The following is a 15,674-nucleotide window of genomic DNA, read 5'->3' on the forward strand; positions in this document are numbered from 1 at the left end:
CGGTGAGTGACCTTCCCTGTCAGGATGTCCTCCCCCACTTTTACGTGCAAGTATTTTCGGACAAATAGATCAGACGGATTCGGCATCACCCGCACACAGTTCAACGGCCCCGGCGCGGCCCGACCAAGAGTTTCGGCCCCACCCAGCGCCGCCCACCACCACTCTCCCTTCTCCTCGCGCTACCCGCAGGACGCTCGCCATGGAGGTGCCCCATGTCCGATGGCCGTAGTCCAACCGTCCGCCGCCGCCGGCTGGGAATGGAACTGCGCAGGCTTCGCGACGCCGCGGGTCTCATGATCGAAGACGTCGCGAAGCACCTGGAGTGCTCGATGTCGCGCGTCAGCCGCATCGAGACCGGCAAGTCCGTGGCGCGAATCCGCGACGTACGCGACATGCTCGACCTCTACGGCCTGCCCGAGGGCGCCCAGCGCGACCAGCTCCTCGGACTTGCCAAGGACGCCCAGCAGCGCGGCTGGTGGACCGAGTACGAGGCGGTGCTGTCCGCGTCGGCGGGCCTGGACACCTACATCGGGCTCGAGGCCTCGGCGGCGTCCATTCGAACGTTCCAGACCCATCTGGTGCCCGGTCTCCTGCAGACCGAGGAGTACGCCCGCGCGCTGATCAAGGCGGGCCGCCCCGGCGAGTCGCCCGAGAGCGTCGACCGGCGCATCGCGCTGCGCACCCGCCGTCAGGCCATGCTGCACGACTCCGGCTCGCTGGAGCTGTGGGCCGTACTCGACGAGGCGGTGCTGCGCCGGCCGATCGGCGGCGTGACCGTCATGCAGGCCCAGCTGATCCGGCTGCTGGAGGTCGGCGAACTTCCCGGCGTCACCATCCAGGTGCTGCCCTTCGCACGGGGCGCCCACCCCGGCGTCGACGGCGCCTTCACGATCATCGGCTTCCCCGACCCCACGGACCTGGACGTCGTCTACATCGACTGTCCCGCCGGGAACATCTTCCTCGAGAAGGACAAGGACGTCCGCCGTCACACGACCTGGTTCGACCACCTGCGGGCCGCCGCGCTGCCACCCGACGAGTCAGCCGAGTTCATCACGGCGGCGGCGGACGAGTTCAAGAATGCGTCCCCGTACCCACGGGGGTGATTTTCGCACCAGGAAGGAGACCAGGGGATGAGTGGCCACCCCGATCTCACCGACGCCGGCTGGCGAAAGAGCACCCGTAGTTCCAACAACGCCGACTGCGTCGAAGTCGCCGTGATCGACGACGCGCACGACGACTGATCCGATACCTCCACAGGGCCGCGGGAGCGCGCTCCCGCGGCCTCCAGGGCCCGCGTTAGAGTCGATCTCCACCCTCTCTGAAGGAGATCGCATGCTGCCCTGGCCGGCCCCGCTCGCCGGACGCATCGACGAACACGAGATCACCAGTGAGCTGCTGCGAGGCAACCCCCTCGGCGATCCGCACCGGCGGCCGCTGTGGGTCTACGTCCCGCCGGGGTACGACGACGAGCCGGACCGCCGCTACCCCACCGTCTACGCGATCCAGGGCTACACCGGGTCCCTGCCGATGTGGCGCAACCGCGCGCCGTGGCGGCAGCCCTTCCCCGAACTCGCCGACCAGGTCTTCGCGCGCGGCGAGGCGCCGCCGGTGATCGTGGTCTACGTCGACGCGTGGACGTCGGTCGGCGGCAGCCAGTTCCTCGACTCCCCGGGCACCGGGCGCTACCACTCGTACCTGTGCGAGGAGATCGTGCCGTGGGTGGACGCCCATTACCGGACGCTCCCCGACCGCGACCACCGCGCGATCAGCGGCAAGTCCAGCGGCGGCTACGGCGCGATGATCACGCCGATGCTGCGGCCCGACGTGTTCGGCGCGCTCGCGACGCACGCCGGGGACGCCCTGTTCGACGTCTGCTACCGCCCGGAGTTCCCGAAGACGGCTCGTACGCTGCGCGACGCCTACGACGGCTCGATCGACCGGTTCCTCGCCGACTTCCGTGGCCGCCTCGCCGGCACCAAGGAGACCGACCTCCCGCTCATCGAGATGTACGGCAACTCCGCGGCGTACTCCGCCGACGAGGACGGCACCGTCCAGCTGCCCTTCGACGACACCGGCGACGTCGTCCCCGAGATCTGGGAGCGCTGGCTGGCCAAGGACCCGGTGCTCATGGCGCGGCGCCCGGAGTACGCCGAGGCGCTGCGCTCGCTGCGGGCCGTCTGGATCGACGCGGGCACCAGGGACGAGTACCACCTCGACTTCGGCGCCGTCGCCTTCCGCCGCGCGGTCGCGGCCGCCGGCCTGAAGGACGACGCCGTGCACTTCGAACTGTTCGACGCGGGCCACGGCGCCATCGAGTACCGCTACCCCCTCGCCCTCACCTGGCTCGCCGAACGCCTGAGCCCTGATCGGCCCTGAGCGGTCGGTGGGCGTCTTTGGCCGTCACCGTCACCACAGCCGTGGCGTGGCCACTGGCGGATGGTGACGGCAGGGAAGCCGTAGCAGCTCGCTCAGCTCTCCGGGAGGCTCGCTCGGAAGAGGACGCCCGCGCCGGTCGCCTCGATCGGGCCGCCGCGGTGTTCGGCGAAGGCGGCACGGCCCCGGGTCAGCTCGGTCGTACGGCCGTCGCGGCGCAGCTCCACCCGGCCGTCCGTGCACAGCAGCAGCTGCGGACCTCCGGCGGGCAGCACCGCGTCGTCCGCGACGTCCACGCAGGACAGCCGGAACTCCGGCGCCGGCGTGAGGTAGACCTCCTCTTCGCCGTGGCGGACGGGGTCGAGCACGTCCGGGCGTCCGGGTTCGAAGGAGGCGATGTTCAGCAGCTCCGGCACGTCGACGTGCTTGGGCGTCAGCCCGGCCCGCAGCACGTTGTCCGAACCGGCCATGAGCTCCACGGCCGTCCCGGCGAGGTAGGCGTGCGGCACGCGCGGCGGGACGTACATCGCCTGCCCGGGAGCCAGCCGCACCTCGTTCATCAGCATCGCCAGGATGACGCCCGTGTCGGCGGGGTACCGCTCGGCCAGCGAGGCGTACGGCTCCCCGGCGACGGCGGCGGCCTCGGCCACGACCCGGTCCGGAGACGGCCAGGTGAGCAGGGTCCGCACCGCCGAGCGCAGGTCGCCCGCCGCGAGCAGATCCACGATCGGGCGCAGCGCCGGGACCTTGCTCAGGAGCTCGGCGCTCTCGCCCGGGTCGCGCAGCCCGCACAGCGCGTGCACGTCGGTCAGCGCGCACAGCAGCTCGGGCTTGGGCCAGTCGTCCTTGTAGTTGCGCGCCGGGTCGCCGGGCGGGGCGTGCTCCGCCGCGAAGCCGCGCTCGGCCTGCTCACGGTCCGGGTGGACCTGCAGGGACAGGGGCGCGGCGATCGCCAGGACCTTCAGCAGGAACGGCAGCCGCGGCCCGAACCGGGCGACGGCGGCGGGCCCGAGCGTGCCCTCCGGGTCGGCCGCGACGTGCTCCTCCAGGGACGTGCCGCCGGGCAGCCGCGACGGCGCGGCCGGGTGCGCGCCGATCCACAGCTCCGCCTGCGGCCGCTCGGTGGGCGACGGCAGGCCGAGGAAGTCGGCGAGCACGGTGTGCGATCCCCAGGCGTACTCCTGGACGGGGTTCTCAAGACGTTCCATGAGTCAGACGAGCTCCGGGTCGTGGGCGAGGGCTGCGGCGCCGAGTAGGCCGGCCTCCGCGCCCAGCTCCGATGGCACCACTGTGACACGCCGGACGAAGGCCAGACCGGCGTAGTCCCGCATGGCCCGGACGAGAGGTGGTTCGAGCACGTCCCAGGACCGGGAGACGCCACCGCCGACGACGACGCGGTCGAGGTCGCACAGGGCGGCGGCCGACGCGATCCCGGCGGCCAGGCCCCGGCCCGCGCGGTCGAACGCCGCCAGTGCCACCGGGTGGCCGGCGCGCGCGTCGGACGCGAGCGCGGCGCCGTCGGGCGCCGGGTGCGTCCAGCCGTTGGCGCGCGCCCAGCGGACCATGGAGGTGCCCGAGGTGAACGTCTCGACGCAGCCCCGCGACCCGCACGGGCACGGCTCACCGCCCAGGTCGACGGTGGTGTGCCCGATGTGCCCGGCGTTGCCGGTCGGCCCGGCGTACACCTTCCCGTCGAGGATCAGTCCGCCGCCGACGCCGGTCGACACCACCATCCCGAGCATGGCGCGGCTGCCGCGTCCGGCGCCGTGGCGGTACTCCGCGACCGCGCCCGCCACGGCGTCGTTGATCAGTGTCACGGGCGGGCCGCCGAGCAGGGCGGCGAGCCGGTCCCGGACGGGAAAGCCCCGCCAGGAGCCGATGTTCACCGGGCTCGCGGTGCCGGCGACGGTGTCGAGCGGCCCGGCGCAGCCCATCCCCGCTCCGATGACGGCCTCATCGCCCATCGCCTCGGTGACGGCGGCGGCCAGGGCGGCCCAGATCGCCTCGGCGTCGCCGGGCGGGGTCGGGCGTGTGGTGTGCCCCCGCAGGCGGCCGTCCGGCTCGACGAGCGCGGCGGCGAGCTTGGTGCCGCCGATGTCGACGGCGAGGACGGCGCGCCCGGACGGCCCGTCCGGCGACGCATCCGACCTGAGCGGGGTCTCGTCGGGTCCGTCCGGCGACGTGTCCGACCTGTCCGGCGACCCGTCGGGCCCGTCCGGCGTGTCCGGGGCCGTCTCGGATACGACGCCGGTCACTTTCGCAGCTCCAGCACCCGCACACCATATGGCCCGAACACGATCTCTTCACCCCCGGCATGGCCGTTTCCGGCGACGACCGGCCGGATCGCCAGGTCGGCGTCCGCCTGGCTGACGAACACGGCGAATCGGGTCCCGTCGGCGCGGACGAGGACGTCGGCCGACACGCGCGGGTCGTCCACCCGCACCGGCCGGTGCGCCCCGGCCAGCACCGCCAGCGCGTCGTAGATCCGGTACGTCGGCTCGGGGTTCACCCGCGGGGTGACGGCCGCCATGTGCTCCAGCGGGTAGGTGCACAGGACGATCCACCCGTCGCCGCAGCGCCGCCGCAGCAGGGCGGGCCGGCCGTGGCCGTCGACCGCGACGACCTCCGCCGTCGTCGGCCGGACCGGCAGGTACGCCCGGCTGTGCTCGGTGCCCGCGGCGCGGAAGACGAGGGTCGTGCCGGCCTTCAGCGGGCCGAGGTCGCCCGTGAGGGTGAACTCGACGACGTCGTCCTCGATCGGGTCGACGAGCCCGTACGTGAGACGGTGCTCGACGCCGAACATCGCGTTCATGTGGGAGTACCAGGGCCCGCGCTGCCCGCCGTGGGGGCCCGCCGAGTACGAGACGTACACGACCGCGCCGCCGCGTGCGAGGTCCTCGAGCCGGCGCCAGCCGGGTGCGGTCAGCTGCTTGGCCGACGGGACGAGGTACAACCGGGCGTCCCCGGCGATGCCGTCGGACTCCCGGGTCAGGCCGGGTGCCAGGTCGGCCGCGCGGGCTGCGACGTACGCCTGCCGGAGGGTGGCGAAGGCGTACGTGCGGTCGTCGGGCGCGGTGAACGGGAAGCCGCCCTCCAGGACCTCCGGCACCACCAGGGCGGTGTCGGTGTCCGCCCGGGCGCAGGTCGCCAGGTCGAGTTCGGCGAGCGTACGGGCGAAGTCCCGCATCTCCTCCAGGACCGGTTTCGGCGTGCCGTCGGCCGTGGTCAGGCCGAAGTGCAGCTCGAACGGATGGTGGCTGTACGGCGGCTGGTCGACCAGGTCGAAGTCGGTGTTGTTCCACGCGATCCAGCCGGTCGCCCCGGCCAGCAGGCTGTTGTGGAGCACCTGCCGGTAGTAGTGCGCGGCGTTGTCGTCGGCGGCGAAGTCGGAGGAGCAGCCGAACTCCTCCAGCACGACCGGCCGCCCGAACGCCCCCGCCAGTTCGCAGACGAACGCCGCGCCGTAGTGCTGCCGGATCAGGTCGTCCTCCATCCGGTAGACGTGCGGGCCGACGAAGTCGGTCAGCGCGGCGAGCGCGCGGACGGAGAAGCCGTTGTCGACGCCGGTGACCTCGATGCCCCAGGCGCCGTCGCCGATGGAGACCGGTTCCTTCGCCCCGGCCGCGTGGACCGCCTGCACCATGAGCTGCGCCCAACTGGTCACCTGTTCGGCCGGGGCGGTCCCGCCGTAGATGGGCATCTCGTTGGTGATCAGCCACCCGGCGATCGCCGGGTGGCCGGTGAACCGCCGGGTCATCTCCTCGGCGAACCACGTCTGCCGGGCCACCATCCACACGTCGGCGTACAGGTCGCGGCCCTGCCGCCACGCCGGGTCCCAGTTCTCCCCCGACATGTGGCCGACGATGAAGGTCGGGATCGTCCGCATCCCCCGCTCGGCGTGCGCCTCCAGGAAGTCGGCGTACCGCTCCACGAGGGTCGCGTCGATTCGATCCGGCTCGGGCATGAAGTCGGGCCAGTAGAAGAACGACCGGGTGACGTTCAGCCCATGATCGGCCAGCACCTCCAGTTCGTCGCGGACGATCCCGGGGTCGTACGACCGCCACATCAGCGGGCCGCCGGTCCGGGACCAGAAGTTCGCGCCCAGCCACGTCGGTCCGGGCAGCTTGCGGAAATCACGTCGCACGGGGAGACCTTTCGCTCGTTCAGGACTTGACGGCGCCCGCGGTCAGGCCGTGGACGAGGAAGCGCTGGAGGGCCAGGAAGCCGACCACGACCGGCAGGCTGATGACCAGGGAGGCGGCCATCACCTGGTTCCAGTAGACGTTCGCCTGGGTGGCGTAGCCCCGCAGGCCGACGGCGAGCGTCCGGGTGGCGTCGTCGGTCAGGACGGAGGCGAACAGCACCTCACCCCACGCCGTCATGAACGCGTAGATCGCGACGGCGACGACGCCCGGCGCGGCCACCGGCAGGACCACGCGGAACAACGTGCGCAGCGGTCCGGCGCCGTCGACGCGCGCCGCCTCGTCGAGCTCGCGCGGGATGGTGTCGAAGTACCCCGCGATGAGCCAGATGGAGAATGGCAGCGCGAACGTCAGGTACGTGACGGTCAGGCCGGTCCGGCTGCCGTACAGCCGGAGGCCGGTGTACTTCTCGACGTTGACGAAGATCAGGAAGAGGGGGAGCAGGAACAGGATGCCGGGGAACATCTGCGTCGACAGGACGGCCGTCATGAAGGTGCCGCGCCCGGCGAAGCGGTATCGGCTGACGGCGTACCCGGCAAGGATCGCGATCGCCACCGAGCACACGGTCGCGGCGAGCGAGACGACCAGGCTGTTCACGAAGTAGCGGCCGAGCGGGACCGTACGCCACATGTCGACGAACGGGCGGAACGTCACGTGCGTCGGCAGCCACGCGAACCGCCCCTGCACGTCCTTCAGCGGCTTGATCGACGAGACCGCCATGACGTACAGCGGCAGCACGGTGAACAGCGCGAGCAGGCCCAGGACGACCGGCCGCGCCCAGCGCAGCGTACGGGACTCACGCATGGCGGCTCCTCAGTCGTCCGATTCCCAGATATCCGAGCGTGACGACCATCAGGAACGCCAGGAGCAGCACGGACATCGCCGCGCCCAGCCCGAAGTTCCAGGTGATGAAGGACGCGTTGTAGATGTGGATGGAGATCATGTCGGCGGCCGCGGGAGGCTGGTCGAACAGGATGTAGGCGACGTTGAAGTCGTTGAACGTCCAGAGGAACAGCACGAGCAGCAGCACCCGGTTGACCGGCCGCAGCAGCGGGAGCGTCACCCTCCCGAGGAGGCGCAGCGAACCGGCCCCGTCGAGGGCCGCCGCCTCGTACAGGTCGCTCGGGATGCTCTGCAGCCCGGCGGTGATGGTGAGGAACGCGAACGGCCACATCCGCCAGATCGCGATGGCCGTCACCGCCGCGAAGCTGCGGTCGCCCAGCAGCCAGAACGGATGGCCGTGCGCGAGTCTCAGCTGGTCGGACAGCAGCGCGTTCACCATGCCGGTGTCACGCTGGAACATGAACCGCCAGGTGATGACCGCCGTGAACACCGGCAGCGCGTACGGCACGAGGAAGAGCGTCCGCAGCGCCGCCCGGCCCGGGAACGGGCGTTCCAGCAGCACGGCCGCGGTCATGCCGAACAGCCACGAGCAGCCGACGACGACGGCCGTGATCGCGACGGTGACGAGGAAGGAGTGCAGCAGGTCCTCGCCGACGGGCCCGTGCGCGTTCACCGCGACCCGGTAGTTGGTCAGCCCCCCGTACGGCGCCTGTGTCCAGTTGCGGATGAAGAACTGGGTGAGGTGGAGCAGGCTCATCCACGCCCCGACCAGCATCGGGATGATGTGCACGGCCAGTTCGGCGACCAGGGCGGGCGCGAGCAGAAGGTACGGCAGCGCCTTCGCGAGACGCGGGCGACGGGGCGAGGGCCGCCCGGGAGCGCGGGCGGGCGCGCTCCCGGGCGCCGTGACGGTCCGTGCCACGCTCAACCGCCGGCCTGCATCTTCTTGTTCGCGGCGGCGAGCCTGCTCCGGATCGTCGCGTCGTCGACCGGGCGGCCCGCGGCGGCGTCGGCGATCAGCTCCTTGACGGTGTTGCCGACGAGGGTCTCGAACTGCGCCTCCTGCGGGATCATCGGCAGCGTCTCCGACGCCTCGGCGAGCACCTTGCGGAACGTCGCGATGGCAGGCGTCTGGAACCTCGGGTCGTCGTACGCCTGCGGGACGACGGGCAGGCTGCCCCACGCCGCGTTGAGGATCTTCTGCTCCTCCGGGCCGGTGAGGAACTCGACGAGCTTGAGCGCGCCGTCCTTGTTCCCGGAGTTCTTGAACACGCCGATGTTGATGCCGGCGACGTGGCTGGCCACCTTCCGCCCGCCGGCTGGGAGGGGATCGGGCAGCGGGATCTGCGTGACGCCGTACTCGTCGTCCTTCATGCCGTTCTCGCGAACCCCGGCGGTAGCGTAGCTCTGGATCATCATCATGCCGAACTTCCCGGCCGCGAAGTCCTTGAGGATCTGGTCGTCGTTGACGTACTCCGCGTCGGCCGGATCGATCACCTTGTCGGTGCCCAGCAGGTCGAGGTACTGCTTGACCCCGGCGACCATCTGCGGGGAGTCGAAGCCCGGCTGATTCCCCTGGAAGAGCCGGGCGCCCTGCTGGGCGCCGAACATGAACGCGAAGTGGGCGCCCTCGGTGTAGCTCGCGCCGAGGACGCCGACGCCATACCGCTTCTTGGCCGGGTCGGTGAGCCTCTTCGCGTCGGCGACCAGCTCCTGCCACGTCCGCGGCGGCTGCTTGATGCCCGCGTCCGCGAACAGCTTCTTGTTGTAGAACAGCCCGTACGCCAGGCCGTAGATCGGGACGAAGCCCGGCGGCTTGCCCGCCGCGCCCGTCGAGGTCAGCGTCGAGGGGATGAAACGGCCCCGGCCGCCGACCTTGGCGATGGTCGCGTCGTCGAACGACTGGAACGCCCCCGTCGCCTGGAGCGAGGCGGACCAGGTGTTACCGATGTTGAGAACGTCGGGACCCTTGCCGCTGGAGGTCGCGGCGAGGATGCGGTTCAGCAGGTCGGGCCAGCCGATCACCTCGAGCTTGACCTTGATCCCGGTCCGCTGCTCGAACTTCTTCAGCTCCGGGCCGAGCACCTGCTGGTCCTGCTGGATCGAGCGGCCCTGGTTGCTGGCCCAGTAGGTCAGCGTCTTGGGGGACGCCTTGTCCCCGCCGCCTCCGCAACCGGCGCCGGTCATGACCAAGACGACGCCCGTGACGAGCGCCGTGATTCGGCGTGCCTTCACTTGGTGAACTCCCATCAGCCGTCATGGAGGGCATCCCGGTCGAGCGCAGACCGGCCGGAGGCCGGTACGACCCGGCCACCGGTTAGTTCTCCGGACACTGTGGAAATCCGCTGTATCGATAGGAACACTAAACCGGTTTAGCGTCAACCGTCCCGGCCGCGGCGGCCGTGCTGCCCCGCGGCGTCAGTACGGGCGTGGCGTGGCAGCCGCTGTCGACGGGATGCCCGGCGACCAGATCGAGAAGGCGGCGCGCGACCTCCGCGCCGTAGGAGGGGATGTCGAGCCCGACCGCGGTCAGCGGCGGGTGGACCAGCCGGCAGAGCACCGAGTCGTCCCAGGCGACGATGGACAACCGGTCCGGAACGGGCACGCCCATCTCGGCGGCGACCGCCAGCCCGGCCAGGGCCATCACGTCGTTGTCGTAGACGACGGCGGTCGGAGGCGCCGGCGACGCGAGCAGCCGGCGGGTGGCGCGCGCTCCCTCCTCCCCGGTGTAGTCCGTGGCCACCGAGGCGGGCGCGATCCCGAGTGCGGCGGCCGCGGCCTCGAACGCCGCCCCGCGCGCGGCCGTGTGCCGCAGCTCCGGCGGCCCGGCCACCCGGGCGATCCGCCGGTGGCCGAGGGCCGCGAGGTACTCCACTACGGCCCGCATCGCCTCGGCCTCGTCGTTCCACACGCCGGGCAGCCCTCCGTGCCCCTCCGGTCCCCCGATCACGATCGCGGGCATCCCCAGCTCAGTGAGCAGCCCGACCCGCTCGTCCTCCATCCTCAGGTCGACGAGGAACACCCCGTCCACGCGGCGCTCGGCCCACCAGCGGCGGTAGGTCGCCATCTGCGCCTCGCCGTCTTCGGCCATCTGCAGCAGGAGCGCGACGTCACGCGCGGCGAGCTCGCCCTCGATGCCGGAGATCAGCTGCATGAAGAAGGGCTCGATCCCCAGCGTGCGCGCCGGGCGGTCCACGACCAGGCCCAGCACGCCCGCCCGGCCCCCGGACAGCGCGCGGGCCACGCGGCTCGGCCGCCACCCCATCTCCCGCGCGATCTCGAGGATGCGGTCACGTGTCGCGGCGGAGACACCAGGCCGGTCGTTCAGCGCGAACGAGACGGTGCTCTTGGTGACCCCCGCCCGGCGCGCGATGTCGGCGATCGTCGGACGCTTCATCCCACCTCCCCCGGAAGACCGATTTGATAAACCGGTTTTGCTGTTCTCGATGACCATATCGGCAAGACCGTTGACACTGCTTACAGCAACGGAATAGCTTGCTGTCGCCGATGGCATCCGATCGAGCGCGGACCGTCCTCTCCCCTCCGAGCCCTCTTTCCCCTCCGAGTTCCCGTTCCCGGCCGACGGGCCGGGTCCGGCCGTGGCACGCTGGGGGCATGCGTGTGCGGTGCGTGGGAGCGATCGTCCATGACGCCGAGGGACGCCTGCTGCTGATCCGGCGCGGGCAGCCACCCGGCGAGGGCATGTGGTCGCTTCCGGGCGGCCGCGCCGAGGCGGGCGAGAGCGACGCCGACGCCGTCGTCCGCGAGGTCGCCGAGGAGACCGGGCTGCGGGTCGATCCGGGACCGCTGGTCGGCTCGGTGGACCGCGCCGGCCCGGGCGGGGTCACCTACGACATCCGCGACTACCGGGCGACCGTCACCGACGGCGTCCTGCGCGCGGGCGACGACGCCCGGGACGCCCGCTGGGTCACCGCTGAGGAGCTGTCCGCCCTCCCGACGACCACCGGCCTGATCGAGACCCTCGCCTCCTGGGGTGTCCTTCCCGCCCCCCGATAGTCCGCCCCGGGACACCGGCCAGGGTCGGAGCGCACGATGCCCGGTCGAGGCTGTTCGGACGGGTTCGCCGCGGTCGCCTCGACCGGGCATCTCGCTGTATGGCCGCCCGGGAGCGGAGCGGACGAGTCACCGGTGCACGATGCTCGGTGAAGGTCGGCGGCGGCCGGGGTTTTCGGGCGCTTCACCCGGCCCTGCGGTGCCCTTGCCCGAGCGTCCCGCACGCCACCGAAACGGCCGGGCGGGGCGGCATCGGCGGTCCGCTCAGCGGGCGGGGACCGGGTCGGCGTCCGGGCACCGCGCGGGGGTGCCCGGCCGGTCGGCGGGGAGGAAACGGTCGAGGATCTCGGCGACCTCCACGGGCCGCTCGAGAGGCAGCATGTGGGGCGCGCGTGCCACCTCCTGCCGGTGAGCTCCGGGGATCCGCTCGGCGAGTGCCGCCATGAACTCCGGCGGTGCCGACACGTCGGACCCCCCGCCCATCAACAGGATCCGCCCCGGGAAGCCGTCCAGCCGCCCCATCACGTCCAGGCTCTTGTACGCCCGCCAGGTGGCGGCCCACACGGCCGGGTCGAAGCGCTCAACGCACTCCCGCGCGTACCGCACCGCCCAGCCGTCGGCGGCCAGGGCTTCAGGGGTGAACCAGCGGGTGAGCGTGCCGTCGACCTGTGCCGGCATGCCCTCGGTCTCGGCGCTCCGCGCCCTTGCCTCGAAGACGTCCGGGAAAGGATGGTCGGTCGTGGCCAGCAGGGCGAGGGACACGAACCGGTCAGGCCACGCGACGGCGGCCGTCTGCGCGATCGCGCCGCCCAGAGAGAGCCCGACGAGGTGGGCGCGGTCCACGGCGAGGACGTCGAGCACGCCCAGCAGGTCGCGGGCCGTATCGGCCATCGTGAAGGGGATCGGCGCACCGACCGCCTCCCCATGGCAGCGGACGTCGTAGGCGAACACGCGCCGGCCGGCCGAGAGCCGCGGCATGACCGGCTCCCACATCCGCCGGTCGACGCCCATCGAGTGGATGAGGACGACCGCCGGACCGTCGTCGCCCATCTGCGTCACCACCGTCTCGTGATCGGTGAGGCTCACGCGGTGCGACCGCGTGCCTCTGCGGGCGTCCCCCTCGGAGTGAAAGTCCATGTGGGGATGATCGAGCCCCTCCGAGCCATATGTCCAAGATCTTGTTGATCTGACGGTGAGGCCTGTGAGATATCACCCGCCGACGGTCAGCTCGGAACTCCGGGTCGCGAAGTCGAGGAAGGCGGCCAGCGCCGGACCCGGGCGGCGAATCGCCGACCACACGAGTACGGGTCCCCACACCGGTTCGGGCTCGAGCCGGACGACGTGCACCGGCCGTCCGGGCTCCTCGGCGATGGACCGGGGAACGATCGCCGACGCCGCGCCGAGACCGGCGAGCGCCCGTGCCGTCGTGTAGTCGCGGGTCTCCATGCGGAGTCGAGGCCGGGCCCCTGCGGCCGCCAGTGCCGACAGGATGGTCTCCCACACGACGGACCCGGACGGGTAGGCGATCAGGTCGAGCCCGTCGAGAGCGGCGACGGGCATGCGCCGCTCTCCGGCGAGCGGCCCGGTGGAGGCGGTGATGAGCACCAGCGGCTCCTCGCCCAGCGGATGCGACGCCAGGCGGACGTCGTCCACGCGGGACGACAAGGCCGCCGTCGCCGCGTCCAGTCGGCCCGCGTGCAGGTCGTCGATTTGCTCGGCGCTCGTCATCTCCCGCAGTTCCACCTCCACCGCCGGGTAGGCGTCGCCGAAGGCCGTGAGCAGGCGGGCCAGCCGGACCGTGAGACCGTGGGCGCTGCCGAGGTGGATCCGGCCACGGGCACCGGTCGCCCAGCCGAGCATCTCCTCCTCGACCGCCGCGAGGTCCGACAGGATGCGTTCGGCATGGTCCAGCAACGCCGCTCCGGCGGGCGTGAGCCTCACCCGATGGTTGTTACGTTCGAAGAGCGCCACGCCCAACTGCCGCTCCAGCTTGCGGATCTGCTGCGACAGCGCGGGCTGCGCGATCCTCAACGCCTCCGCCGCCCGGGTGAAGTGCAGTTCCCGGGCGACCGCCCGGACGTACTCCAGCTGACGCGAACTGATCACCCTGAATTGTCGCACCACGGTCAGAATCGGATCCATGCCTTGCCGCCGGCGTGGACGCCTTGCCGCCGGGATGGACGGGGCAGGTCCCGGCATGCCGGGTTCGTGCCGACAACAGCGGCGGCAAGGCGGCGAGAACGAGGTCAAGCGGCCCGCGTCGCCGACGCATCTCGCACGCAGGCGAACCTCAGCTCACCGCCCAGCTGCGAATGGTCTGGGCGGTCTCCTCGGTGACGCTGGATTCGGCGAGGTCCGCGGGCCGGAGCCACCGGTACGTGGTGTGCTCGGTGCTGAGCGCGATGGGCCGCCCGTCGTGGGGCAGCCCGAAGGTCAGCTGGCGGGTCTTGTGGCCGGAGCCGGAGAGGTAGTCGAAGTTGGCGACGAAGCCGGAATCGAGGGTCATCGGGCCGGTCCGGCCGATCTCTTCGGCGAGTTCGCGCGCGAGTGCGGTGAGGAGGTCTTCGCCGGCTTCGACGCCACCGGAGGGCAGTTCCTCGATGCCGGGCAGGAAATCGTCGATGGCCGAACGACGCAGGACGAGAACCTTGCCGCCGGTGTGGACGACGGCGCCGACCACTAGCTTGGCGATGCCGTCACGGCCGGCGTCGTACGTCAGACGTGTCGGGTCGATTCCCGGTGCGGTGATCACGTTGCGAGCGTACGTCGCGATGGACTCTTTGCCGCCGGTGTTGACGGGGGACTGCCGGGATTGCCGGATCTGGTCCGTCAACAGCGGCGGCAGAGACGGGGAACCCTCAGGCGTAGGCCGTGTCATCGGCGACGTCGATCCGGCTGCGGTCCGGGAGCAGGGCGGTCGCTCCCAAGGTCAGCAGGGCGGCCACGACCATGACGAGGGAGATCGCCCACCACCCGTGGTCGTGCAGGAGCCAGGTCGCCAGCAAGGGCGCCGGGCCGCCGGCGATGACCGAGGCGAGCTGGTAACCGATGCCCGCGCCGCCGTACCGCAGCTTCGTCGGGAACACCTCGGCGATCAGTGACGCCTGCGGCCCGTACTGCATGGCGTGCGGCACCTGGGCCAGCACGACGGTGAGGAAGACGACCGCGGGGATGGCGGTGTTGAGCAGCGCGAAGTACGGGAAGGCGAAGAAGCCGAGCAGCAGTGCCCCCATCGCGTACACGCGTTTGCGCGGCACGGTGTCGCTGAGATGGCCGAACGTCGGGATGAGGATCAGCTCGAGGGCGGCGGCCACGGCGACCGCGTTCAGCGCGAAGGTCCTCGACAGCTTGACGTCCTCGACGATGTAGGTCAGCGCGAACGACGTGAAGATGTAGAACGGCATCTGCTCCGAGCAGCGCAGGAGCGCGCTGAGGAGGATCTCCTTCGGGTGCCGGCGGATCACTTCGAGGACCGGCACCTTGGCCACCTCGCGGCGTTCGACGACCTTGGCGAACATCGGGGTCTCCATGACGCGGAGCCGCACCCAGAGACCGATCCCGACGAGCACCAGGCTGAACAGGAACGGAAGGCGCCAGCCCCACTGCTTGAACGCGTCCCCGCTCGCGGTCGCCACCGAGGACATCGCGACGGTGCCGAGGATGAGACCGATCGGCACGCCGATCTGCGGCCAGCTGGCCATCAGGCCGCGCCGGCGGGGGTTGCCCCATTCCATGGAGAGCAGCACCGAGCCGCTCCACTCCCCGCCGACGGCGATGCCCTGCAGCACGCGCAGGGCGACGAGGAGGATCGGCGCGGCGACGCCGATGGTGTTCGTGCCCGGCAGGACGCCGATGAGGGCGCTGGAGACGCCCATGAGGAGGAGCGTGACGATCAGGGTCGCCTTGCGGCCGAGCCGGTCGCCCCAGTGGCCGAAGATCGCCGCGCCGATCGGCCGGGCGGCGAATCCGACGGCGTACGTGGCGAAGGACGAGAGCGTCCCCACGTACTGGGTGGACTTGGGGAAGAAGACGTCCTTAAAGACGACGGCCGCCGCTGTGTTGTAGAGGAAGAAGTCGTACCACTCGATCGAGGTGCCGACGATGGCGGCCAGGGCCGCCTTGCGTACCTGCGATCCGTGCTCGCTCTCGGCGACGGATCGGGCGTCGCGCGCCTCTTCTGGGTCCAGGACCATCGGTTCCTCCTGTCGCCCCCGATCATTTTTGAGCAACGGAGGACGACTA

The 15,674-nt window shown here is 71.4% G+C and carries 15 protein-coding genes; 4 read left to right on the forward strand and 11 right to left on the reverse strand.

What is annotated here, in order from left to right; all coding sequences use genetic code 11:
- Positions 1-212: 212 nt before the first annotated feature.
- From NE236_RS35510 to NE236_RS35520, 3 genes are all read left to right on the forward strand, one after another.
- The gene (locus NE236_RS35510) at positions 213-1,103 is read left to right on the forward strand and encodes a helix-turn-helix domain-containing protein (protein ID WP_252846624.1); all 891 of its coding nucleotides are present in this window, start codon (positions 213-215) and stop codon (positions 1,101-1,103) included.
- A 27-nt stretch (positions 1,104-1,130) separates the two neighbouring features.
- Positions 1,131-1,241: a DUF397 domain-containing protein gene (locus tag NE236_RS35515; protein WP_252846625.1), complete on the forward strand. Its 111-nt coding sequence runs from the start codon at positions 1,131-1,133 to the stop codon at positions 1,239-1,241.
- 91 nt (positions 1,242-1,332) lie between these two features.
- Entirely contained in the window at positions 1,333-2,376 is a 1,044-nt protein-coding gene (locus NE236_RS35520; RefSeq protein ID WP_252846626.1) for an alpha/beta hydrolase, read from the forward strand.
- A 92-nt stretch (positions 2,377-2,468) separates the two neighbouring features.
- On the opposite strand, the gene manA is transcribed toward NE236_RS35520, so the two are convergent.
- The 7 genes from manA to NE236_RS35555 form a co-directional block, all read right to left on the reverse strand.
- Positions 2,469-3,581 carry a mannose-6-phosphate isomerase, class I gene (gene manA, locus NE236_RS35525; RefSeq protein WP_252846627.1) on the reverse strand — a complete coding sequence of 371 codons (1,113 nt, stop codon included), beginning with the start codon at positions 3,579-3,581 and terminating at the stop codon, positions 2,469-2,471.
- A 3-nt stretch (positions 3,582-3,584) separates the two neighbouring features.
- Positions 3,585-4,628 (reverse strand): ROK family protein, encoded by a 1,044-nt coding sequence (locus NE236_RS35530; protein WP_252846628.1) that lies wholly within the window; start codon positions 4,626-4,628, stop codon positions 3,585-3,587.
- Positions 4,625-6,517 (reverse strand): cellulase family glycosylhydrolase, encoded by a 1,893-nt coding sequence (locus NE236_RS35535; protein WP_252846629.1) that lies wholly within the window; start codon positions 6,515-6,517, stop codon positions 4,625-4,627. Before NE236_RS35535 ends, NE236_RS35530 begins: the two co-directional genes overlap by 4 nt.
- A 19-nt stretch (positions 6,518-6,536) precedes the next feature.
- The gene (locus tag NE236_RS35540; protein ID WP_252846630.1) at positions 6,537-7,379 is read right to left on the reverse strand and encodes a carbohydrate ABC transporter permease; all 843 of its coding nucleotides are present in this window, start codon (positions 7,377-7,379) and stop codon (positions 6,537-6,539) included.
- Positions 7,372-8,340: a carbohydrate ABC transporter permease gene (locus NE236_RS35545; RefSeq protein ID WP_252846682.1), complete on the reverse strand. Its 969-nt coding sequence runs from the start codon at positions 8,338-8,340 to the stop codon at positions 7,372-7,374. The genes NE236_RS35540 and NE236_RS35545 overlap by 8 nt, the downstream gene beginning before the upstream one ends.
- Before the next feature lie 2 nt (positions 8,341-8,342).
- Complete coding sequence (locus NE236_RS35550; protein ID WP_252846631.1) at positions 8,343-9,653, reverse strand: extracellular solute-binding protein; 1,311 nt, start codon at positions 9,651-9,653, stop codon at positions 8,343-8,345.
- Between the two features lie 127 nt (positions 9,654-9,780).
- Positions 9,781-10,815, reverse strand: a complete 1,035-nt coding sequence (locus NE236_RS35555) for a LacI family DNA-binding transcriptional regulator (protein ID WP_252846632.1) — start codon at positions 10,813-10,815, stop codon at positions 9,781-9,783.
- 218 nt (positions 10,816-11,033) lie between these two features.
- Here NE236_RS35555 and NE236_RS35560 point away from each other — a divergent pair, with 218 nt between their 5' ends.
- Positions 11,034-11,435 (forward strand): NUDIX hydrolase, encoded by a 402-nt coding sequence (locus NE236_RS35560; RefSeq protein WP_252846633.1) that lies wholly within the window; start codon positions 11,034-11,036, stop codon positions 11,433-11,435.
- A gap of 261 nt (positions 11,436-11,696) precedes the next feature.
- Here NE236_RS35560 and NE236_RS35565 read toward each other — a convergent pair whose 3' ends face one another.
- From NE236_RS35565 to NE236_RS35580, 4 genes are all read right to left on the reverse strand, one after another.
- Positions 11,697-12,569 carry an alpha/beta fold hydrolase gene (locus tag NE236_RS35565; RefSeq protein ID WP_252846634.1) on the reverse strand — a complete coding sequence of 291 codons (873 nt, stop codon included), beginning with the start codon at positions 12,567-12,569 and terminating at the stop codon, positions 11,697-11,699.
- Positions 12,570-12,641: 72 nt separating this feature from the next.
- Positions 12,642-13,556, reverse strand: coding sequence for a LysR family transcriptional regulator (locus NE236_RS35570; RefSeq protein ID WP_252846635.1), 915 nt, complete (start codon positions 13,554-13,556; stop codon positions 12,642-12,644).
- A gap of 166 nt (positions 13,557-13,722) precedes the next feature.
- Positions 13,723-14,184, reverse strand: coding sequence for an NUDIX domain-containing protein (locus NE236_RS35575; protein ID WP_252846636.1), 462 nt, complete (start codon positions 14,182-14,184; stop codon positions 13,723-13,725).
- Between the two features lie 106 nt (positions 14,185-14,290).
- Positions 14,291-15,625 carry an MFS transporter gene (locus NE236_RS35580; RefSeq protein ID WP_252846637.1) on the reverse strand — a complete coding sequence of 445 codons (1,335 nt, stop codon included), beginning with the start codon at positions 15,623-15,625 and terminating at the stop codon, positions 14,291-14,293.
- Between the last annotated feature and the right edge of the window lie 49 nt (positions 15,626-15,674).

This window comes from Actinoallomurus purpureus (genome assembly GCF_024055795.1).
GTDB classification, from domain to species: Bacteria; Actinomycetota; Actinomycetes; order Streptosporangiales; family Streptosporangiaceae; genus Actinoallomurus; species Actinoallomurus purpureus.